This is a genomic window from Aeromonas rivipollensis, assembly GCF_010974825.1.
In the GTDB taxonomy this organism is placed as follows: domain Bacteria; phylum Pseudomonadota; class Gammaproteobacteria; order Enterobacterales; family Aeromonadaceae; genus Aeromonas; species Aeromonas rivipollensis.
The window spans coordinates 137084-158437 of the sequence record NZ_JAAILA010000002.1 but is presented as its reverse complement, the minus strand read 5'-3'; the positions used below and the strand labels follow the sequence as shown (position 1 = coordinate 158437).

At 60.2% G+C, this 21354-nt stretch carries 16 protein-coding genes; 8 read left to right on the top strand and 8 right to left on the bottom strand.

Annotation, left to right across the window (positions count from 1 at the left end):
* Positions 1-266: 266 nt before the first annotated feature.
* The 7 genes from oppF to G4923_RS00790 form a co-directional block, all read right to left on the bottom strand.
* On the bottom strand, positions 267-1262 hold the full coding sequence (gene oppF, locus G4923_RS00820) for a murein tripeptide/oligopeptide ABC transporter ATP binding protein OppF (RefSeq protein WP_163134995.1): 996 nt from the start codon (positions 1260-1262) through the stop codon (positions 267-269).
* Positions 1262-1381 carry an oligopeptide transporter ATP-binding component gene (locus G4923_RS00815; protein WP_111912460.1) on the bottom strand — a complete coding sequence of 40 codons (120 nt, stop codon included), beginning with the start codon at positions 1379-1381 and terminating at the stop codon, positions 1262-1264. The genes oppF and G4923_RS00815 overlap by 1 nt, the downstream gene beginning before the upstream one ends.
* Positions 1381-2364, bottom strand: a complete 984-nt coding sequence (gene oppD, locus G4923_RS00810; protein ID WP_106887188.1) for an ABC transporter ATP-binding protein — start codon at positions 2362-2364, stop codon at positions 1381-1383. The genes G4923_RS00815 and oppD overlap by 1 nt, the downstream gene beginning before the upstream one ends.
* A 94-nt stretch (positions 2365-2458) precedes the next feature.
* Positions 2459-3370: an oligopeptide ABC transporter permease OppC gene (gene oppC, locus G4923_RS00805; RefSeq protein WP_111912458.1), complete on the bottom strand. Its 912-nt coding sequence runs from the start codon at positions 3368-3370 to the stop codon at positions 2459-2461.
* A gap of 14 nt (positions 3371-3384) precedes the next feature.
* Positions 3385-4305 (bottom strand): oligopeptide ABC transporter permease OppB, encoded by a 921-nt coding sequence (gene oppB, locus G4923_RS00800; protein WP_106887190.1) that lies wholly within the window; start codon positions 4303-4305, stop codon positions 3385-3387.
* Between the two features lie 98 nt (positions 4306-4403).
* The gene (locus G4923_RS00795) at positions 4404-6023 is read right to left on the bottom strand and encodes an ABC transporter substrate-binding protein (RefSeq protein ID WP_163134993.1); all 1620 of its coding nucleotides are present in this window, start codon (positions 6021-6023) and stop codon (positions 4404-4406) included.
* 280 nt (positions 6024-6303) lie between these two features.
* The gene (locus G4923_RS00790) at positions 6304-6939 is read right to left on the bottom strand and encodes a YchE family NAAT transporter (RefSeq protein ID WP_162520114.1); all 636 of its coding nucleotides are present in this window, start codon (positions 6937-6939) and stop codon (positions 6304-6306) included.
* 895 nt (positions 6940-7834) lie between these two features.
* On the opposite strand from G4923_RS00790, the gene adhE reads away from it, so the two are divergent.
* The 5 genes from adhE to G4923_RS00765 all read left to right on the top strand — a co-directional run bounded on the left by adhE (position 7835) and on the right by G4923_RS00765 (position 16165).
* On the top strand, positions 7835-10510 hold the full coding sequence (adhE, locus tag G4923_RS00785; RefSeq protein ID WP_106887192.1) for a bifunctional acetaldehyde-CoA/alcohol dehydrogenase: 2676 nt from the start codon (positions 7835-7837) through the stop codon (positions 10508-10510).
* Between the two features lie 110 nt (positions 10511-10620).
* Entirely contained in the window at positions 10621-11856 is a 1236-nt protein-coding gene (locus G4923_RS00780) for an HD-GYP domain-containing protein (protein ID WP_163134991.1), read from the top strand.
* 352 nt (positions 11857-12208) lie between these two features.
* The gene (locus tag G4923_RS00775) at positions 12209-13900 is read left to right on the top strand and encodes a sensor histidine kinase (RefSeq protein WP_111912448.1); all 1692 of its coding nucleotides are present in this window, start codon (positions 12209-12211) and stop codon (positions 13898-13900) included.
* Positions 13897-14601 carry a two-component system response regulator BtsR gene (gene btsR, locus G4923_RS00770; RefSeq protein WP_111912446.1) on the top strand — a complete coding sequence of 235 codons (705 nt, stop codon included), beginning with the start codon at positions 13897-13899 and terminating at the stop codon, positions 14599-14601. The genes G4923_RS00775 and btsR overlap by 4 nt, the downstream gene beginning before the upstream one ends.
* Positions 14602-14743: 142 nt before the next feature.
* Positions 14744-16165 (top strand): carbon starvation CstA family protein, encoded by a 1422-nt coding sequence (locus G4923_RS00765; protein ID WP_106887196.1) that lies wholly within the window; start codon positions 14744-14746, stop codon positions 16163-16165.
* A 71-nt stretch (positions 16166-16236) separates the two neighbouring features.
* Here the strand turns inward: G4923_RS00765 and G4923_RS00760 are convergent, their stop codons facing one another.
* Complete coding sequence (locus G4923_RS00760; protein WP_163134989.1) at positions 16237-17847, bottom strand: mechanosensitive ion channel family protein; 1611 nt, start codon at positions 17845-17847, stop codon at positions 16237-16239.
* 243 nt (positions 17848-18090) lie between these two features.
* Here G4923_RS00760 and G4923_RS00755 point away from each other — a divergent pair, with 243 nt between their 5' ends.
* The 3 genes from G4923_RS00755 (at position 18091) to radD (ending at position 21345) form a co-directional block, all read left to right on the top strand.
* Entirely contained in the window at positions 18091-18423 is a 333-nt protein-coding gene (locus G4923_RS00755) for a DUF3302 domain-containing protein (RefSeq protein WP_106887198.1), read from the top strand.
* Positions 18424-18433: 10 nt separating this feature from the next.
* The gene (locus G4923_RS00750; protein WP_139744895.1) at positions 18434-19471 is read left to right on the top strand and encodes an HlyD family secretion protein; all 1038 of its coding nucleotides are present in this window, start codon (positions 18434-18436) and stop codon (positions 19469-19471) included.
* A 113-nt stretch (positions 19472-19584) separates the two neighbouring features.
* On the top strand, positions 19585-21345 hold the full coding sequence (radD, locus tag G4923_RS00745; protein ID WP_163134987.1) for a DNA repair helicase RadD: 1761 nt from the start codon (positions 19585-19587) through the stop codon (positions 21343-21345).
* Positions 21346-21354 lie beyond the last annotated feature (9 nt).

Here is a 21354-nt window from a genome sequence, read left to right as displayed (position 1 = left end):
AGAGGCGTGGGTTTGCGTTTGGAGCAGATACACCTTGCCTCTCGGCAAGGTCTCACTTACAGCCAATTTTCATCGACTGCCCGGCTGCCGGGTGCACTGCAGGATATGGGTGCACCGTAATGACGACAAACCGGCGAGAAGTTACTCCCCTTGTGCGGCGGATAGTAACAGCCTCCAAAGGTGGCGCCAAGGGGCATCTTCACCGCGGATGGAAATAAAACGGGGCACCACCTGGGTGCCCCGCATGCTCGTTCACGCCCTCGCCCTCAGAGCGGATCCACCTTGAGACAGGAGACGGCGTGATCGAAGTTCCCCTCCAGCATGGGGCGGGTCTTGGCGCACTCAGGGCCCGCCGCCGGGCAGCGGGTACGGAACACGCAGCCGGACGGCGGATTCATCGGCGACGGCAGGTCCCCCTCCAGGATCTGGATGACCTTGCTGCGCTCCAGATCCGGATCCGGAATGGGCACGGCCGACATCAGCGCCTTGGTGTAGGGATGCAGGGGATTGGCGAAGATCTCCTGACGGGTCCCGAGCTCAACCGCGTTGCCCAGATACATCACCAGCACCCGGTCCGAGATGTGCTTGACCACGGACAAGTCGTGGGCGATGAAGATGAGGGAGAGCCCCATCTCCTTTTGCAGGGACTTGAGCAGGTTGACCACCTGGGCCTGGATGGAGACATCCAGCGCCGAGACAGGCTCGTCACAGATGATCATCTTGGGCTCCAGGATCAGCGCCCGGGCGATGCCGATGCGCTGGCACTGGCCGCCGGAGAACTCGTGGGGGTAGCGGTTTACCAGGTTGGGCAAAAGCCCCACCTTGGTCATCATGGCCCGCACCTTCTCCTTCACCTGATCCCTGGAGAGATTGGGATAGAAGGTGACCAGGGGCTCGGCGATGATGTCGCCTATGGTCATGCGCGGGTTCAAGGAGGCCAGCGGGTCCTGGAAGATCATCTGGATCTCCTTGCGCTTCTCCCGAAGCGCCCCCAGCTCGAGCTTGGTCAGATCCTGGCCCAGCCACACTACCTTGCCGTCGGTGGCCGGCACCAGACCTATCAGGGCCCGGGCGAAGGTGGACTTGCCACAACCGGACTCCCCGACTACGCCCAGGGTCTCCCCCTCGTAGAGGCGCAGGGTGACGCCATCCACCGCCTTCAGGGCGGAGGGCTTGGCCCAGGGCCAGGCCTTGTCACTCTTGATGCTGAAGTGAACCTTGAGGTCGGACACTTCCAGCAGCAGTTTCTTGTCAGTACCCATCAGTTCACCCCCTTGATCATGGCATCCGAAACCCAGTGCCAATGGCAGACCCGCGTCCGGCTGTCGCCGAAGGGCGTCAGCAACATGGAGGGCTGCTGACCGCAAATTGCACCACCCATTAGTTCGCCTCCTTGTTGATCATGGCATCCGAAACCCAATGGCAGGCCCTTGTCCGTCCGTCGCCGAAGGGGGTCAGGACTGGTGATTGCTGGCCGCAAATCTCGTGCGCCCGGTGGCAACGCTCCTGGAAGGGGCAGCCGGTGGGCAGACGCAGCAGGTTGGGCGGATTGCCCGGTATGGTGGGCAGCACTTCCCCTTCGGTATCGAGACGGGGAATGGCGCGCAGCAAGCCTTCGGTATAGGGGTGGCTCGGGCGATAGAAGATGTCGTTGACCCGGCCGTACTCCATGGTGCGACCGGCATACATCACCAGCACCTTGTCACAGATGCCCGCCACCACGCCAAGATCGTGTGTGATCATGACGATGGCGGTGTTGAACTCCCGCTTGAGCTCGTTCATCAGGGTCATGATCTGGGCCTGCACAGTCACGTCCAGCGCCGTGGTCGGCTCGTCGGCGATAAGCAGTTGCGGCCGGCACAGGAGCGCCATGGCGATCATCACCCGCTGGCGCATGCCACCGGAGAACTCGTGGGGGTACATGTTCATCCGCTTGCGCGACTCGGGGATCTTCACCGCGTCCAGCATGCGCACCGACTCCTCGAACGCCGCCGCCTTGCTCACTCCCTTGTGCAGCATCAGCACTTCCATCAGCTGATCCTTCACCTTCATGTAGGGGTTCAGGGAGGTCATGGGGTCCTGGAAGATCATGGCGATCTTCTCGGAGCGGATCTTGTTGAGCTTGTGCTCCGGCAGATTCAGGATCTCGTCCCCCTGAAACTTGGCCGAGCCGGTAATGATGCCGTTCTTGGCGAGCAGCCCCATGATGGCAAAGGCAGTCTGGGACTTGCCTGAGCCTGACTCACCGACTATCCCCAGGGTCTCGCCGGCAGAGAGGGAGAAGTTGAGGTCGTTGACCGCCACCACATTGCCATCCGGGGTCTTGAACTCGACCCGCAGATCTTTCACATCCAGTAACTTCATATCAAAACTCCTTATCGATCTCTCGTGATGCTTTCCTGCCCATCCGACTGACGCAGCGCGTTCAGCGGATGGGTCTTATGGCGCCGTTGGCGTCTTACCGATCCTTTGGATCGAGGGCATCACGCAGACCATCCCCGAGGAAGTTGAAGCAAAACAGGGTCACCACCATGAAACCGGCGGGGAACAGGAGTTGCCAGATGGCCACTTCCATCGACTTGGAGCCTTCATCCAGCAGGGCACCCCAGCTGGTCATGGGCTCTTGCACACCCAGCCCCAGGAAGCTCAGGAAGGATTCGAACATGATCATGCCCGGCACCAGCAGGGTGGCGTAGACCGCCACTATGCCCAGCACGTTGGGGACTATGTGACGGGTGATGATCTTCCACTTGGAGACGCCACAGACGTGGGCCGCCTCGATGAACTCCTTGCTCTTGAGGCTCAGGGTCTGGCCTCGCACTATCCGCGCCATGTCGAGCCAGCTCACCGCGCCTATGGCGAGGAAGATGAGGGCCAGGTTGCGACCGAAGAAGGTCACCAGCATGATGACGAAGAACATGAAGGGGAAGGCGTTGAGGATCTCCAGTACCCGCATCATCAGGCTGTCGACGCGACCGCCGATGAAGCCGGAGGCGGCGCCATACAGGGTGCCTATGATGACGGCCACCACGGCCCCCATGATGCCGACCATGAGCGAGATGCGGCCGCCGAGCAGGGTCCGCACGAAGAGATCGCGCCCCAGGCTGTCGGTACCGAACCAGTGACCCGTCTCCATGTCAGGGGCGGCCTGCATGGCGCCCCAGTCAGGATCGTCGAAGGTGTATTGGGACAGGTGCGGCCCGACGATCACCGCCAGACCGATGATGGTCAGGATGATGAGGCTGGTCAGGGCCGCCTTGTTGCGCAGGAAACGGCGACGGGCATCCTTCCACAGGGAGCGTCCTTCCACCACTTCCACTTGCTGGGCGAACGCCTCGACGGCTTCGCGCTTTTCAGTTGTGACTACCATGATGTACTCCCGGCTTAGTAACGGATCTTGGGATCGATGACGGCATAGAGAATATCGACCACGGCGTTAAAGGTGATGGTGAGGGCACCGACCAGAATGGTCAGGCCGAGCACCATGGAGTAATCACGGTTGAGGGCACCGTTGACGAACAGCTGGCCAATCCCCGGCAGACCGAAGATGGTCTCGATCACCACTGAGCCGGTGATGATGCCCACAAACGCCGGGCCCAGATAGGAGACCACAGGCAGCATGGCCGGACGCAGCGCGTGCCTGAGGATGATATGGCGCAGCGGCAGCCCCTTGGCACGGGCGGTACGGATGAAGTTGGAGTTCATGGTCTCAATCATGCTGCCACGCATGATGCGGGAGATGGCGGAGATGTAGTACATCATCATGCCGAACACCGGCAGCACCATGAACTGCACCCCGCCCCCCTGCCAGCCTCCCGCCGGGAACCAGCCCAGATAGATACTGAAGAAGAGCACCAGCAGGGGCGCCAGCACGAAGCCGGGTATCACCACCCCGGCCATGGCCGACGACATCAGCAGATAGTCGATGAAGGTGTTCTGTTTCAAGGCGGCTATGGTGCCGAAGGTGACTCCCAGCAAGACGGCAAGGACGAAAGCCGCGCTCCCTATCTTGGCGGAAACAGGCAGCGCCTGGCTCACCAGATCATTGACGGTGAAGTCCTTGTACTTGAAAGAGGGCCCCAGATCTCCCTGGACCAGGTTGCCCAGATAGGTGAGGTATTGCACGCCTATGGGCTTGTCCAGGCCGTACTTGGCCTCGATATTGGCAAGCACTTCCGGCGGCAGGGCGCGTTCGCTGGTAAAGGGGTTACCCGGTGCGAAACGCATCATGAAGAAGGAGACGGTGATCAAGACCAGCAGAGTCGGGATCGCTTCCAGTAGACGTTTAAGGATGAATTTCAACATAGACATTTCCTGTCCTGTACTGCTTCCAAAGGGTCGCGGTTTTAATACTAAGGCCCGCCGTCTGGCGGGCCTGCTTGTTATGCGACTTGTTGCTTTACTCAGTGAGCAATGATGTACATGTCTTTGCTGTAGAGGTTATCCAGCGGGTTCGCCGGGTAACCGCCCACATAGGGCTTGACCATGCGCGAGGTCACGTACTGATAGATGGGGGCGATCGGCATGTCCTTGGCCAGGATCTCTTCGGCCTGGACATAGAGCTTGTTGCGCGCATCCGCATCCACCTGGTTGCGCGACTCGCTCATCAGCTTGTCAAAGGCGGCATTGGAGTACTTGCCGTCGTTGTTGCCGTGAGTGGTCTGCATCAGATCCAGCATGGAAGAGGCTTCGTTGTAGTCCGCAATCCAGCCACGACGAGCCACATCAAACTGACCCTGTTTGAGGGTTTCCAGGTAGGTTTTCCACTCCTGGTTCACCAGGCTCACCTGCACGCCCAGCTTCTTCCACATGGAGGCGACGGCCACGGCCACCTTCTTGTGGTTGTCGTCTGTGTTGTAGAGCAGCTCGAACTTGAGCGGATTGCCTGGGCCGTAACCGGCCTCGGTCAGCAGCTCTTTCGCCTTGGCGTCGCGCTCGGCCTGGGTCAGCTTGGACCAGGCGGGGGCCACCGGCTTGAAGCCGTCCACGAAGTCGGGCACCAGGGCATAGCCCGGGGTCTCGCCCTTGCCCATCACCTTGTCGGCGATCACGTTGCGATCGATGGCATAGGTGAGCGCGGTACGCACCCGCACATCATCATAGGGTTTGCGCTTGGTGTTGAAGGTGTAGTAGTAGGTGCCCACATAGCCGCTGACCTGCACCTCGCTCGGGTGCTCCTTCTTCATCTGCTTGAAGCGCTCGATGGGCATGTTGTAGGTGATATCCAGTTCCCCGGCCAGGTAGCGGTTCAGCTCGGCGTTGGTGGACTGGATGGGCAGGTAGGTAACCTTCTCGACTACTGTCTTGGCGTTGTTCCAGTAATTGGGGTTGCGCTCGACATCGACGCGCTCGTTGACGACCCAGCCCTTCAGTTTGTAAGCGCCGTTAGAGACCATGTTGGCCGGCTGGGTCCACTTGTCACCAAACTTCTCGATCACCGCCTTGGGGACCGGGTAGGTGGTGGTGTGGGAGAGCATGCTGACGAAATAGGGGATGGCTTTTTCCAGCTGGACTTCGAAGGTGTAGTCGTCGCTGGCCTTCACGCCCAGGGTGTCGGCAGGCTTCTTGCCCGCGATGATGGCACTGGCGTTGACTATGGTCGGCAGTTCCATGTACCAGGCATAGGGAGAGCCAGTCTTGGGATCTACTGCACGCTGGAAGGCGAAGACGAAATCATGGGCGGTCACCGGCTCGCCATTGGACCACTTGGCATCCTTGCGCAGGTGGAACACGAAGTGTTTGTTGTCCTTGGTTTCCCAGGACTCGGCGACGCCGGGCAGGGTCTCACCCTTGGGGCCGGAGCTGACGAGACCCTCGAACAGGTCGCGCAGAATATTGGATTCAACCGTTCCTTCGGTCTTGTGCGGATCCAGGGTGGCTGGCTCGGAGCCATTGCCTTTCACCAGGGTCTGCTCGGGGGCGAGCTTGGTGCCGGCGGGGACGTCGGCGGCGTGGGCCAGGGTGGCGCCACCAAAGAGTGCGGTCAATAAAAGGGTATTAATAATTGTTTTTCTATGAGTCATTTCCATACTCCAACAAGAACGTTCCATGCATTTGTCCATTCACGAGATAAAAATCCCGCTGCCCGCATAATTCCCTGACAATTCTGATAATGCAATAGATATCATCAGGTAGGGACGGCTTTGGCGGTCAAAAAAACAGCTTTAAACCATTTATTCAGCATTTAAATATCGCGTAATGGGTGTTTTTCATACAAAGCCGCTCGATTCTAGGAAATGACTAACAAAAAAGAAACAATAAAAAGCCGGTCACGAGGACCGGCTCCGACAAAACAGACCTGAATCACATCAATCCGGGAAAGACTCCCTTGATCCCTGCCACCATGATCTCGATACCGAGGGACATCATGATGAGACCCATGATACGGGTCACCACGTTGATGCCGGTATTGCCCATCAGCTTGAACAGCAGAGGGGCGGCACGGAAGATGAGCCAGGAGCAGTAGGCAAAGGCCATCACCACCACGAACATGCCCATCAGCTCGGTCAGGGTCTTCTGGCTGGCATAGACGATGGAGGATGAGATGGCCCCGGGGCCTGCCATCAGGGGCAGTGCCAGCGGTACCACGGCGATGGATTCGCGAGCGGCCAGTTCACCCTTCTCCTGCTTGTTGTGCTTCACCTCCCCCAGCTTGCCCTGCAACATGGACCAAGCGATCAGGGTGATGAGCGAGCCGCCGGCAATGCGGAACGACGCCAGCGAGATGCCGAAACCGTCGAGGATCAGCTGCCCCATGGTCATGGAGACCATGAGGATGATCATCACGGCAATGTGGGCCGTGGTGTTGGTCTTCCTGCGCTCATCCGGTTGCATGTGGCCCGTCAGGCTCACAAAGACCGGCAACAGACCCAGCGGGTTGATGATCGCAAACAGGCCGACGAAAAATTTCAGGTATAAAGAGAAGTCAATTGCTGCCATAAGCGCCATCCAGAACCAATTCGGGCCACCGAGGGACATCCCCGTCAAACTGCGCGTAAATTTACACCATGATATTTCCCTTCTCCAATCAAATAATCTCACCCTTTCCGGGGCTTTTCAGTTAGTTCCGCTAATGAATCGACAAAAATCAACATATCGAGTTGTTAACCGTTATGGAGTCCATTTAACACACCAGCAAAGTATGGTGGCGTTTTATGTCGAAACGCCCAGCCATCACCCTATTTCCCTTCAATAAAGCGTCATTTTCATGGATTGATCTGGAGGCCCCCAGGGGATAACCCCTATTCACCCCCACGGCTCGCCCCAGGCTGGCCCCCTATCTTCATCCTGATGTGCCCGGGACAACCATGGCGCGAGCAGTGCACCCACAAAGGCATCGTTATGGGGTTTGCCGCACAGCCATCCAAAGTCCGGCGCGATTCACGGCGCTGGATGAAAACAACCACCATTTTTTCCAACAGAAATGAAACGCCTGCCTCTCTTCGGGGCGAGAGGCTGTCAAGGCCCGTCACCAGGCAGGACCTCAGCGCCCTCATTGCCAGCGGCGAAACTGCGGGAGGATAAGAGGCAAGGGTTTGACACCAGGCGCAAAAATGGCTGTTCACCTCGTGTTCATCCCCCCGGCGCTCTACTCTACAAATGCGTAACATCTGGCCGGTCGGGATGGTGAAACAAAATTTCTTTTGTTCTTTTGTTACATATGATCCAGATCAATCTTTTCTGACACATCCCGGCTCTATAATCGAGCCAGAAAACAATTTAGTAAGGCATGTAAATACCCCGTTATGGTGATTCTCTCCTTGACAGGGCGGCTATAATTGCCGGGCATTGCCAAGGTCTTACTAAACAGTTTTCAAATCATCAGGAGATAAACATGGCAGTAACCAATTTGGCTGAACTGGATGCACTGGTTGCCCGCGTCAAAGAAGCCCAGCGTGAATTCGCCAGCTTCTCGCAAGAGCAGGTAGACAAGATCTTCCGCGCCGCCGCACTGGCCGCCAGCAACGCCCGTATCCCCCTGGCCCAGATGGCAGTGGCTGAGTCCGGCATGGGCATCATCGAAGACAAGGTCATCAAAAACCACTTCGCCTCCGAATACATCTATAACGCTTACAAAGACGAGAAGACCTGCGGCATCCTGAGCCAGGACGACGAGATGGGCACCATCACCATCGCCGAGCCGGTAGGCATCATCTGCGGTATAGTGCCGACCACCAACCCGACTTCCACTGCTATCTTCAAGGCCCTCATCTCCCTGAAGACCCGCAACGCCATCATCTTCTCCCCGCACCCCCGCGCCAAGAACTCCACCAATACCGCTGCCAAGCTGGTACTGGATGCAGCCATCGCCGCCGGTGCCCCGAAGAACATCATCGGCTGGATTGACCAACCGTCAGTCGAACTCTCCAACGCGCTGATGAAGCACGATGACATCAACCTGATCCTGGCCACCGGTGGCCCGGGCATGGTGAAAGCCGCCTACTCCTCAGGCAAGCCCGCCATCGGCGTGGGTGCCGGCAACGTGCCCATCGTCATCGACGAGACTGCCGATGTGAAGCGCGCCGTCGCCTCCATCCTGATGTCCAAGACCTTCGACAACGGCGTGGTCTGTGCGTCCGAGCAAGCCGTCATCGTGGTTGACTCCATCTACAACCAGGTGAAAGAGCGTTTCGCTACTCACGCCGGCTACATCCTCTCCAAGGACGAAGCCGACAAGGTGCGTAAAGTGCTGCTGATCAACGGCGCCCTGAACGCCGACATCGTGGGCCAGCCCGCCACCAAGATCGCCGCCATGGCCGGTGTGACAGTGCCTGCCACCACCAAGATCCTGATCGGTGAAGGTCTGGAGCTTTGTGCAGAGGACGAGTTCGCTCACGAGAAGCTCTCCCCGACTCTGGGTATGTTCCGCGCCAAGAACTTCGAAGAAGCCGTCGAAATGGCCTGCGACATGGTCAACATCGGTGGTATCGGCCACACCTCCGGCCTCTACACCGACCAGGATCGCAACGCCGACCGCATCAAGTACTTCGGCGACAAGATGAAGACTGCTCGTATCCTGATCAACACCCCCTCCACCCAGGGCGGTATCGGTGACCTGTACAACTTCGCTCTCGCCCCGTCCCTGACCCTGGGTTGCGGCTCCTGGAGTGGTAACTCCATCTCCGAGAACGTCGGTCCCAAGCACCTGATCAACAAGAAGACAGTCGCAAAACGGGCAGAAAATATGCTGTGGCACAAACTTCCGAAATCCATCTACTTCCGTCGTGGTTCCCTGCCGATCGCCCTGGGCGACCTGGAAGGCAAGAAGCGCGCCATGGTGGTCACCGACCGTTTCCTGTTCAACAACGGCTATGCCGATGAAGTGGTTCGTCTGCTCAAGAAGCTGAACATGGAAGTGGAAATCTTCTACGAAGTGGAAGCCGACCCCACCCTGTCCGTGGTTCGCAAGGGCGCCGAGATGGCGAACTCCTTCAAGCCGGACGTGATCGTCGCCCTGGGCGGTGGTTCACCCATGGATGCCGCCAAGATCATGTGGGTCATGTACGAGCACCCGGACACTGCGTTCGAAGACTTGGCCATGCGCTTCATGGACATCCGCAAGCGTATCTACAAGTTCCCGAAAATGGGCGTGAAGGCAGAACTGGTCTGCATCACCACCACTTCCGGTACAGGTTCTGAAGTGACTCCGTTCGCGGTCGTGACCGACGACGCCACCGGAATGAAGTACCCGCTGGCCGACTACGAGCTGACCCCGAACATGGCCATCGTCGATGCCAACCTGGTCATGGGTATGCCCAAGTCCCTGTGTGCCTTCGGTGGTATCGATGCCGTAACCCACGCCATGGAAGCCTATGTCTCCGTGCTGGCCAACGAATACTCCGACGGTCAGGCGCTGCAAGCCCTGAAACTGCTCAAAGAGTATCTGCCGTCCAGTTACCAGAACGGTGCCAACGACCCGGTTGCCCGTGAGAAGGTGCACAACGCCGCCACTATCGCCGGTATCGCGTTCGCCAACGCCTTCCTGGGTGTGTGCCACTCCATGGCCCACAAGCTGGGTGCCGAGTTCCACATCCCGCACGGCCTGGCCAACGCCCTGCTGATCAGCAACGTCATCCGCTACAACGCGAACGACAACCCGACCAAGCAGACCGCGTTCTCCCAGTACGACCGTCCGCAGGCTCGTCGTCGCTACGCCGAAGTGGCCGACCACCTGGGTCTGACTGCCGCCGGTGACCGCACCGCGGCCAAGATCGAGAAGCTGCTGACCTGGCTGGACGAGCTGAAAGCGACTCTGGGCATCCCGGCCTCCATCCGTGAAGCCGGCGTGAACGAGACCGACTTCCTGGCCAAGGTTGACCAGCTGGCCCTGGAAGCCTTCGATGACCAGTGCACCGGCGCCAACCCGCGCTACCCGCTGATCACCGAGCTCAAAGCCATACTGATGGACACCTACTATGGCCGTCCCTTCACCGAGGAAGCTCAGGTAGCGACCAAGGTTGAGGCCAAAGTCGAGGCCAAGGTAGACAGCAAGAAAAAATCCAAAGCCTGATAACCGGCCAGGATGACAAGAGCCCGCGCACATGCGCGGGCTTTTTTGTTTGTCTATCTGTTTAATTTTGCTAGCTTGTTGATAGGCAAATTCGACAGAAGAGCGAGTCTATGGCGCTGATCCAGGCCTCCATCGAACAATTGAGAGTCGGCCACTACATTCATCTCCCCACGGGATGGACCAGCCACCCTTTCATGTTCAACGCCTTCAAGATCCGCGACCAGCAGCAACTCGAGATCATCCGTCACCTCGAACTCACCCTGCTGATGGTGGATCCCGACAAGAGCGATCTCCCCGTCGAGCCCCTGCTGCGGGCCGAGCCGGCACCTTCAGCCGATCTCGGGGCGACGCAAGATGCCTCCGCTCTCCCGACTGAACCCGCGTTCGACGAAAAGGCCTTTCGCCGCTCCCTTCGCACCGCCGACAAGGCATTCGGCCAATCTCTGTCTGATCTTCGCGACGCCCTCGGCGCCCTCAATCTCAAGCCCGACGAGGGGCTGGCCAACACCGCCCAGATGGTGCGCACCGTCGCCACCCGCCTCGCCGACCATCAGGGCCCCCTGGGCCTGCACCTCATCCGCAGCCAGCACACTGACATCCTGCTGCAACACAGCCTGAGCGTGGCCTTCATCGCCATGCTGATGGCAAGGGAGCTGGGCATGAGCCCCATCGAGATCGAGGAGGCGGGGCTGGCTGGCCTGCTGCACGATATCGGCGAGCTCAGGATCCCGAGCCAGATCACCCAGAAGCGGGGAGAACTCAACAAGGCGGAGCTCAACTTTCTCAACATGCATCCCCAGTACGGACTGGAGATGCTCAACCAGCTGCAGGCCTTCGAGCCCAGGATCCGCGAGGTTGCCCACCTCCATCACGAGCGGCTGGACGGCAGCGGTTTTCCCCTTGGCATCCAGGGGGACAGGATACCTCCCCTCGCCCGCCTCATCGGCCTGGTGGACCATTACGACGAGCTGCTGCACCCGCGCAGCGGCCTCCACCCGGCGGGGCCGAGCCAGGCCATCGGCCAGCTCTACAAGTTGTCCCAGAAGAAATTCGATCAAGATCTGGTCAGATTGTTGATAAAGGTGCTGGGGGTCTATCCGCCCGGATCCCTGGTGCGCCTCGACGATGACTCGGTGGCGCTGGTGCTCTCGACCGAGCCCAGCATGCCCCTCAAACCCAAGGTGCAACCCTATATCAAGGGGCAGCGCCCGGAAGCCGTGGCCATGATGGATCTGCGGGAAGATGGGCGAAGCATCATAGCCACCCTCAGGCAGGAGGAGCTGGATGAGGGACAACGGCCATTTTTCAACCTGGGCCGACGCGTCTGCTACTATTTCGCCTTCTGAGTTATCCCCAGAAGCTGGGGATAACTCATTGGACAAACCTGAATAATTGCTCGAGCCCCCTCAAAATCGTCCGCCATTGGAGCTGGATAAAAAACGCCCAGCCGAAGGCCGGGCGGAGCATGCCACCTCCGTGTGGCGCACCCAGTGGGCACATTCATGCTCCATCCAGCAATATCAAGCGCCGCCCGGTTACACAAATATCAATTTAACGTGCTGATTTTATATGGTTTTATTTTTTCATTCTGGCAAACTGCCCCCGCCATGGGGCCGCGTCCTGCATCAAGACGAGATCTTGCTCACAGTTCGCCCTGGTGGTGTTCGGGCCCGGGATACATCTTGAGGAAGGTTTTTTATGCAATTAGTCCTCTCCCTGCTCCAGCAGATGAGTGTCAGCCTGGTCATTGCCTACCTCTTCTCCAAGAGCCCACTGCTGCGCCCCCTGGCCAACTACTCGGTCAGACTGCCGCACAAGATACTGATATACGTCATCTTCTCCTGCTTCTGCATACTGGGCACCTATGTGGGACTGGACATAGACGACGCCATCGCCAATACCCGCGCCGTCGGCGCCGTGCTGGGGGGGCTGCTGGGAGGCCCCCTGGTGGGCTTTATGGTGGGACTGACCGGGGGCTTGCACCGCTATACCCTGGGCGGATTTACCGATCTCGCCTGCGCCATCTCCACCACCTGCGAGGGGTTGCTGGGGGGCCTGGTGCACTGGCGGCTGATGCGAACGAACCGGGTGGATGCCCTGTTCAATCCCCGGATTGCCTTCTTCACCACCCTCTACGCCGAGATCCTGCAGATGGTGATCATACTGCTGGTCGCCACCCCGTCCGAGCAGGCCCTGCAGCTGGTGCGCACCATAGCCACCCCCATGATCCTCGCCAACTCCTGCGGGGCGGCGCTCTTCATCAGCATGATCCGCGACCAGCAACGCATGTACGAGAAGTTCTCCCGGGTCTTCTCCGCCAAGGCGCTCACCATAGCCAACCGCACCGTCGGCATCATGACCCAGGGCTTCACACCGGAGGCAAGCCGCAAGATAGCCCATATAGTGCAGGAGGAGACAGGGGTCGGCGCCGTCGCCATCACTGACACCGACAAGATCCTCGCCTTCATCGGCACCGGGGAGGATCACCACAAACCGGGCACCCCCATCACCTCCGCCATCACCCTGCAGGCCATAGCCCAGAACAAGGTGCTGTTTGCCGATGGCAACAGCCGTCCCTATCGCTGCAGCATCTCCCCCCAGTGCCAGCTCGGCTCGGTGCTGGTGATCCCGCTGCAAGGGGATCAGGGGGTGATAGGCACCATCAAGCTCTATGAACCCAAGAAGCGGCTCTTCCTCAAGATCAACCACACCCTGGGGGAAGGGATAGCCAACCTGTTGTCACAGCAGTTGCTGAGCGGGCGGCTGGAGCAGCAGCAGCGATTGCTGGTGCAGTCCGAGCTCAAGCTGGTGCAGGCGCAGATCAATCCCCACTTCCTGTTCAACACCCTCAATACCATCAGTGCCATTACCCGGCGCGACCCCGAGCGGGCACGCCAGCTGCTGCTGCACCTCTCCCTGTTCTTTCGCAAGAACCTCAAGCGCCAGAGCGGCTTGACCACGCTGCGGGAGGAGCAGGAGCACTGCCAGTCCTATCTGGAGATAGAGCAGGCCCGCTTTGGCGAGCGTCTGACCGTCATCAACGAGATACCGCCGCACCTGGCCGACATGCAACTGCCGAGCTTCACCCTGCAGCCCCTCATCGAGAATGCCATCAAGCACGGGATCTGCTCCCTGCTGGAGCAGGGGCGGATCCGGCTCTTCGCCGAGGAGGGGCCAGAGGGTGTCACCCTCTGCGTGGAGGACAATGCCGGAGCCTGGCAGCCGGGTCCCCAGGGGGACGGCCTTGGCATGAGCATTGTGGACAGGCGGCTCAAGAGTGCCTTCGGCGAGCGCTTTGGCATCCAGGTGCAGTGTGAGCCGGAGCAGTGGACCCGGGTCTCTTTCACCCTGCCCAGACAGCCGGATTCCCCTTCCAAGGAGATCACATGATCCGCACCCTGATAGTCGACGACGAACCCTATGCCCGCGAGGAACTGGCCGAGTTGCTCGGCAGCGACCCCGACATCGAGATCATCGGCTCGGCCGCCAATGCCATAGAGGCGCTCTCCCTCATTGCGCGGCTCAAGCCGGAGGTGGTGTTTCTCGACATCCAGATGCCCAAGCTCAGCGGCATGGAGCTGGTGGCCATGCTGGATCCCCTGCCCCGCATCGTCTTTGTCACGGCGTTTGATGACTACGCCATCCAGGCCTTCGAGGAGAATGCCTTCGACTACCTGCTCAAACCGGTGGAGCCCGCCCGGCTGGCGAAGACGCTGGCGCGCCTCAAACAGGATCTCAGCCCCCAGCCGGTGGCTGCGCTTTCACCGGCCATTCGCCACATCCCCGGCTATCTGCACAACCGGGTGCGTCTGCTACCCGTGGAGCAGGTGGAGTATGCCTTCTCGGATCTCGGCGGGGTGCACGTCGCCTGCCAGGGGGAGCTGTTTCACACCCAGCTCACCCTGAAATCCCTGGAGGAGAAGACACCGCTGCTGCGCTGCCACCGCCAGTACCTGGTGGCCCCGGGCGCGATCTTCGAGATCCAGTTGCTGGAAAACCAGCTGGCCCAGATAGTCACCCCAAGCGGCGCCCGGGTGCCGGTCAGCAGACGCTATCTCAAGGAGCTCAAAGACGAGCTGGGGCTGGAATGAGGGCGCCCGCTGTGCGCCGGATCACAACGGGCGACCGCTCGGGTCGCCATGTCGCCGCTCACCATCATTTACCTGCCGTTAACAGAAGGCCCCACCTAGACTGACCGCGCACACCATAAAATAACAATGCTGGAGCGTAACAATGATCTGGTTCTTCCTCTGTGTCGGCCTGCTGGTAGCGGGCTACTTCATCTACGGCAAATTCGTCGAACGCATATTCGGCCCCAAACCCGAGCTGGCCACCCCCGCCATCACCATGGCCGACGGAGTGGACTATGTCCCCATGTCGGACAAGAAGGTCTACCTGGTTCAACTGCTCAACATCGCCGGCGTCGGCCCCATCTTCGGCCCCATACTCGGTGCCCTCTACGGCCCGGTCGCCATGCTCTGGATAGTGTTCGGCTGCATCTTCGCCGGCGCGGTTCACGACTACTTCTCCGGCATGCTGTCGGTGCGCGCCAAGGGGGCCTCTGTACCGACCGTGGTCGGTGAGCACCTCGGCACCGCCGCCAAGCACTTCATGAACCTGTTCGCCGTGGTGCTCTTGATGCTGGTGGGCGTGGTCTTCGTGCTGAGCCCCGCTGGCCTGCTCGCCAACCTCACCTCCACCGATCTGGTCTACTGGATAGTGGCGATCTTTGCCTACTACATCCTCGCCACCATAGTCCCCATCGACAAGATCATCGGCCGCTTCTATCCCATCTTCGGCGCCCTGCTGGTGTTCATGTCGGTCGGCCTCATCATAGGCCTCATCGTCTCCGGCAAGGGCTTCTACAACACAGGGATGGACTTCTCCAACCTGCACCCCACCGAGCTGCCGCTCTGGCCGCTCTTGTTCATCACCATCGCCTGTGGCGCGGTATCGGGCTTCCACGCCACCCAGTCACCGTTGATGGCGCGCTGCATGCAGAACGAGAAGTCCGGCCGTTTCATCTTCTACGGCGCCATGATAGGGGAAGGGATCATCGCCCTCATCTGGTGCACCCTGGGTCTCTCCTTCTACGACAGCACCGAAGCGCTCAACGCCACCATGGCCAACGGCGGCCCGGCGGCCGTGGTACACGAGGTCTCCACCAGCCTGCTCGGCACAGTGGGCGGCATACTGGCCATCCTGGGCGTGGTGATCCTGCCCATCACCTCCGGTGACACCGCGTTTCGCAGCGCTCGCCTCATAGTGGCGGACTTCCTGAAGATGACCCAGAAGCCGCTGGTCAAGCGCCTGCTCATCGCCATCCCCATGTTCATCCTCGGTTTCATCATCTCCAAGGCCGAGTTCGGGGTGATCTGGCGCTACTTCGGCTGGGCCAACCAGACCACAGCCGTCATCATGCTGTGGGCCGCCGCCGCCTACCTCATCAAGGAGGGCAAGCTGCACTGGATCTGCACCATACCCGCCATCTTCATGACAGCCGTGGTCATCACCTACCTGGCCAACGCCCCCATCGGCTTCGGGCTGGCGATGAACGTCTCCACCATCATAGGTCTGGTGAGTACCGCCCTCATCACCCTGGCCTTCCTGGTGAAGTTCAGACCCTCGCAGCTGAGAGAAGCCAAGGAGAGCTGAGTCCAGAGACTGCGTTTTCCCCAAGACAAGAGGCCCGGCATTGCTGCCGGGCCTCTTCATTTCCCAATGGCTTACCCTTTGCTGGGCGCCCCGGGCGCCTCGGCGGGTGCCTGGTACCAGTGCTCCCTGGCCACCAGCACCGCCTGCTCCGGCTGGGCGATGAAGTTGGGGGACATGATCTGCACCCCGAACTCGTTGAACACATCCTGGATGTGGCCATGAAGCTCGGTCTTGACCACGGCGGGGAGCAAGTCCGCCTTCATCCGTACCTGCAACTCGTATTCCACATACCAGTCCTGCAGATTGAGCTGACGCACCAGGGGCGGCTCGGTCTGATTGAGCATGGTGCAGCGCCGGGCCGCCAGCTCCAGCATGGCGTGCACCTGACGCCAGGGCGCATCGTAGCCGATCGTCACCTTGGTCAGCAGTGCTACCCCCTTCTCCCCCGCCAGCCGCGTCAGGTTCACCACCTTGCCCCCCACCACCACGGCATTGGGCAGGGTCACCTCGTGATCCTGGCGTGTCACCAGCTTGGTGGAGAGGGCATTGAGCTCGCTCACCATTCCCTCCACCTCGCCAATCTGCACCAGATCGCCGGGCCGCAGGGCGCGGGAGTAGATGAGCACCAGGCCGCTCATGGCATGGTTCATGATGCCCGCCGACCCCAGGGTCACCATGAGGCCGAAGAAGACGCTGATCCCCTTGAAGGCGTCGGAGTCGGCACCGGGCAGATAGGGGTAGGCCACGGTCAGGGCAAACAGCCAGATCACCACAGAGAGCAGCCGCCGGGTCGCGCCTATGGTCTCGGCATGCAGCCCCTGCACGCGAAACTGCCCCCGCTCGATGCGATCGAAGAGAATGGCCAGCATACGGATGAAGAAGCGGGTGATGATGACGATCAGCATCACTGTCACCAGGCCCGGCATGGCCGCAATCATGCCCTCCAGCATGTCGCCGCACAGGGCAAACAGGGAGTCTCCCAGCCGCTCGCTCCAGGCCCGGGTCTGGGGGAAGAGACCGAGCACATAGGTGAGCCAGCCATAGGTGAGCATGAAGATAAGCAACAGGGTCAGCAGGCCGAGCAGGCGGATCTCCACGTTGCCCGCTACCTGGCGCCACTGATGGGGGATCAATCCCTTCTGCAGCAGGAGGCGATTGGCGAGCCACTTCCTGACTCGTCTATGACCCCATTGAAGAGACCAGATGAGGCCGAAGAAGATCAGGCTGGCCAGGAGCGCCAAGCCGCCAGCCTTGACCAGATAGGGGGTGGAGTGCAACTCGAGGTATTTGAGCCGTACCTTGTCGAGCCGCTGGCGGACACGCTCGCTCGCCTGATCCAGCGTCAGCTCGTCGAGGGCTTCCAGATCCCCCTCCACCAGCACCAGGATCCGCTTGCCGTTGACCAGGAACTCCCGGCTGTCCTGCCCGAAGCGCCTGGCGCTCACCAGGGTCACCGGCTGTTCAAGATCGGAGGCCTGCATCTGCTTGAGCCGCTCCTGCACCAGCCGGACCCTGCCCGCCCCGTCCAGAGTGCCAAACTTGGCCTGGAGCATGACGATGGGTTCATGGAGCAGCACCAGGGTCTGCGCCTTCTCCTGCACGGTCGGCTCCAGCCTGGGTTCGGCGGCCCATGCTGCCGTGACCTGGGCTAGCATGAGCAGCAGCCCCAACCAGAGGTTCATTGTGTATCGCCTTTCCATCGCGCACCTTTTTTTGTTACGAGACATACGAATCTCTTTCATGCTTGATTTTATGGAAAGAAATCAATGATGCCTGATAAATAGCCAACCGGTTAACCGAGCCTGTACTGATGACCCAACTCCCTGCTCGCCCCCTTGCGCTCTGCTAATATGCTGTCATCATGAGCCGATTATTGTGAATGCCAGGCTCCGGGTATGGCCTCGCGACTTTGATGGGAGAAACCGATGGTACTTGACTACATTGCCCTGGGAATATTGGTGTTCGTTGTCTTGATCATGTTCTATGGAGTCATCGTCATACACGATATTCCCTATGAAATCGCCAAGCATCGCAATCACCCGCACCAGGATGCCATTCATGTGGCCGGCTGGGTCAGCCTGTTCACCCTGCACGTGCTCTGGCCTTTCCTCTGGATCTGGGCCACGCTCTATCGCCCTGATCGCGGCTGGGGGTTCAGTCAGCGTCTTGAAAAAGACGAAGGCGAAATCACCGCACTCAAGCAAGAGCTTGCCGCCCTGCAGGCCCGTATGACCACGCTCGAACAGACTGAAAAATAGGTAACCCTCCATGGATTTGCTACTTATTCTCACCTATACGGCCATCTGTGTAGGGATTTTCAAGATCTTCAAGATCCCGCTCAACAAGTGGACTGTACCGACCGCCGTGCTTGGTGGCGTCTTCATCATAGGGGCCCTCATCACCCTGATGAACTACAACCACCCCTATGCCCAGACGGCCCGGGATTACTACGTCTCCACCCCCGTCGTTCCCCTGGTGAAGGGACGAGTGACCGAGGTCCCCGTCAAGCCCAACCAGGAAGTGAAGCAAGGCGATGTGCTGTTCAAGATAGATCCGGTGCGCTTCGAGCAGAAAGTCAACAGCGTGGCCGCCCGTCTCACCGCCAGCAAGGAGAGCCTCAAATCCATCAGCGCCAGACTCCGCTCTGCGGTGCTTGACCGGGATCGGGCGAAAGAGCTGATGCGCCGTGGTATCGGCAAACAGCGCGATCTGGATGTGACGCAGGCCAACGTCGATGACATCACGGCGCAGATAGATCAGCAGAAAGCGACCATCGAAGATCTGCAGGCCCAACTGAGCGAAGCACAGTACAACCTGGATCAGACTGTGGTCTATGCCCCCTCGGATGGCTATGTGCTGCAAATGGCCCTGCGCCCAGGCATGGTGGCCACTCCCTACCTGTATCGCCCCGTGATGACCTTCGTTCACAAGGACGAGAACTTCTATGTGGGCTGGTTCTGGCAGAACAGCATGCAACGCCTCAAGGCGGGTGACGAAGCGGAAGTGGTCATCGATGGTGCCCCAGGCCGCATCTTCAAGGGCAAGGTCGAGGCCATCATCCCAGCCATAGCGTCCGGCAACGTGCAAGCCAACGCCCCCTTGGTGGATCAGAGCTCGGCGCAGCAACCGGGTCGCCTGCCGGTGCTCATCCGCATCACGGATCCAGACTGGGCCCAGTATCAGGTGATCGCCGGCTCCAGCGGTCAGGCCGCCATCTACACCGACCACATGCACCATGTGGCCATCATGCGCAAGATCCTGCTGCGCATGGGCAGCTGGCTCAACTACCTGTTCCCCTTCCACTAAGCACCTTGGTGGTACCTGCGGGCCGGCATCATGCCGGCCCGCTGTTTTTGTGGCCCCAAGATCCCTATAATGGCGCCATCCTGCGCCGCACCATGCTCACACGCCACGCCCCCATGTTCGTTCTCAGACCCTATCAAACCGACGCCGTCAACGCCGTGATCAGCCACTTTCGCAAGCACCCGGATCCCGCCGTGGTAGTGCTGCCCACGGGGGCGGGCAAGAGTCTGGTGATCGCCGAGCTGGCCCGCAAGGCCCGTGGCCGGGTGCTGGTGCTGGCCCACGTCAAGGAGCTGGTGGAGCAGAACCACGCCAAGTACGAGGCCTGGGGGCTCAAGGCCGACATCTTCGCCGCCGGATTGGCCCGCAAGGAGGCTAGCGCCCAGGTGGTGTTCGGCTCGGTGCAGTCGGTGGTCCGCAACCTGACTGCGTTTGATGGGGCGTTTTCCCTGCTCATCATTGACGAGTGCCACAGAGTCTCGCTCGATGACGACAGCCAGTACCATCAGGTCATCGACCATCTCAAGGGGGCCAATCCGGCCCTCAAGATCCTGGGGCTCACCGCCACCCCGTACCGGATGGGGCTGGGCTGGATCTACCGGCGCCACTACCACGGCATGGTGAAGAGCCACGGCGAGCGGCTCTTTGGCGACTGCGTGTTCGAGCTGCCCCTGCGCTTCATGGTCAAAAACGGCTACCTGACGCCACCGCGCATGATAGATGCCCCCATAGTCCACTACGACTTCAGCAAACTGGTGCCGAGGGAGAACGGCCTCTTCAGCGAGGCGGATCTCAACGGCGAGCTCAAGCGCCAGCAGCGGGTCACCCCCCATATCCTCAATCAGGTGCTGGAGTATGCCGCCGAGCGGCAAGGGGTGATGATCTTCGCCGCCACCGTCGAGCACGCCCGGGAAATTCAGGGGCTGCTGCTCGCCAAATCCCAGACGGCTGCCCTCGTCACCGGCGAAACCCCGGGGCCGGAGCGCGATGCCCTGATCCATGCCTTCAAGGAGCGGGAGATCAAGTTTCTGGTCAACGTGGCAGTGCTCACCACCGGCTTCGATGCCCCCCATGTGGATCTCATCGTGATGCTGCGCCCCACCGAGTCGGTGTCGCTCTATCAGCAGATCGTCGGACGCGGCCTGCGCCTGTCGCCGGGAAAGACAGATTGCCTGGTGCTCGACTATGCGGGCAACAACTTCAACCTGTTTGCCCCCGAGGTGGGGGAGCCCAGACCCCACGCCGGCACAGAGCCGGTACAGGTCTCCTGCCCCGCCTGCGGCTTTGCCAACACCTTCTGGGGCAAGACAGACGAGGAGGGCAAGGTGGTCGAGCACTACGGCCGCCGCTGCCAGGGGCTGTTTGAAGATGACGAGGGCCACCGCGAGGAGTGCGACTACCGCTTTCGCGCCAAGATCTGTCCCGCCTGCGGCGCCGAAAACGACATCTCAGCCCGCCGCTGCCAGAGCTGCGATCAGTTGCTGGTGGATCCGGATGACAAGCTCAAGGAAGCCCTCAATCTCAAGGACTGCATGGTCATTCGCTGCGCCGGTCTCACCCTCACCGCAGGGCGCGGCAAACAGGGGGAGCGGCTGGAGGTGACCTACCACGATGAGGACGGTCTCACCCTGACGGAGTACTTCGCCTTTCACACCAGCGGTGCGCGGCGCTTGTTTCAACAACGCTTTGTGCGTCATCATTGGCCCGCCCCGGGCCTGGAGCCCGAATTCACCACTCTGGCGAGCGTGCTGGCTGCGCAAAGCCAGTTCCGTCACCCGGATTTCGTCATCGCACGCAAGTCGGGGCGTTTCTGGCAGGTGAAGGAGAAAATTTTTGATTATGAAGGGCGGTACCGCACTGCCAACGCCTTTGCCTAGCCACGCCGT

Bases quoted from the DNA above. Each gene is read 5' to 3' on its own strand.
- btsR (WP_111912446.1), top strand. From the start codon at position 13,897: ATGATCCGCACCCTGATAGTCGACGACGAACCCTATGCCCGCGAGGAA.
- G4923_RS00780 (WP_163134991.1), top strand. From the start codon at position 10,621: ATGGCGCTGATCCAGGCCTCCATCGAACAATTGAGAGTCGGCCACTAC.
- G4923_RS00765 (WP_106887196.1), top strand. From the start codon at position 14,744: ATGATCTGGTTCTTCCTCTGTGTCGGCCTGCTGGTAGCGGGCTACTTC.
- G4923_RS00790 (WP_162520114.1), bottom strand. From the start codon at position 6,939: ATGGCAGCAATTGACTTCTCTTTATACCTGAAATTTTTCGTCGGCCTG.
- oppC (WP_111912458.1), bottom strand. From the start codon at position 3,370: ATGGTAGTCACAACTGAAAAGCGCGAAGCCGTCGAGGCGTTCGCCCAG.
- adhE (WP_106887192.1), top strand. From the start codon at position 7,835: ATGGCAGTAACCAATTTGGCTGAACTGGATGCACTGGTTGCCCGCGTC.
- G4923_RS00750 (WP_139744895.1), top strand. From the start codon at position 18,434: ATGGATTTGCTACTTATTCTCACCTATACGGCCATCTGTGTAGGGATT.
- G4923_RS00815 (WP_111912460.1), bottom strand. From the start codon at position 1,381: ATGGGTGGTGCAATTTGCGGTCAGCAGCCCTCCATGTTGCTGACGCCC.
- G4923_RS00775 (WP_111912448.1), top strand. From the start codon at position 12,209: ATGCAATTAGTCCTCTCCCTGCTCCAGCAGATGAGTGTCAGCCTGGTC.
- oppF (WP_163134995.1), bottom strand. From the start codon at position 1,262: ATGGGTACTGACAAGAAACTGCTGCTGGAAGTGTCCGACCTCAAGGTT.
- radD (WP_163134987.1), top strand. From the start codon at position 19,585: ATGTTCGTTCTCAGACCCTATCAAACCGACGCCGTCAACGCCGTGATC.
- G4923_RS00795 (WP_163134993.1), bottom strand. From the start codon at position 6,023: ATGACTCATAGAAAAACAATTATTAATACCCTTTTATTGACCGCACTC.
- G4923_RS00755 (WP_106887198.1), top strand. From the start codon at position 18,091: ATGGTACTTGACTACATTGCCCTGGGAATATTGGTGTTCGTTGTCTTG.
- oppB (WP_106887190.1), bottom strand. From the start codon at position 4,305: ATGTTGAAATTCATCCTTAAACGTCTACTGGAAGCGATCCCGACTCTG.
- oppD (WP_106887188.1), bottom strand. From the start codon at position 2,364: ATGAAGTTACTGGATGTGAAAGATCTGCGGGTCGAGTTCAAGACCCCG.
- G4923_RS00760 (WP_163134989.1), bottom strand. From the start codon at position 17,847: ATGAACCTCTGGTTGGGGCTGCTGCTCATGCTAGCCCAGGTCACGGCA.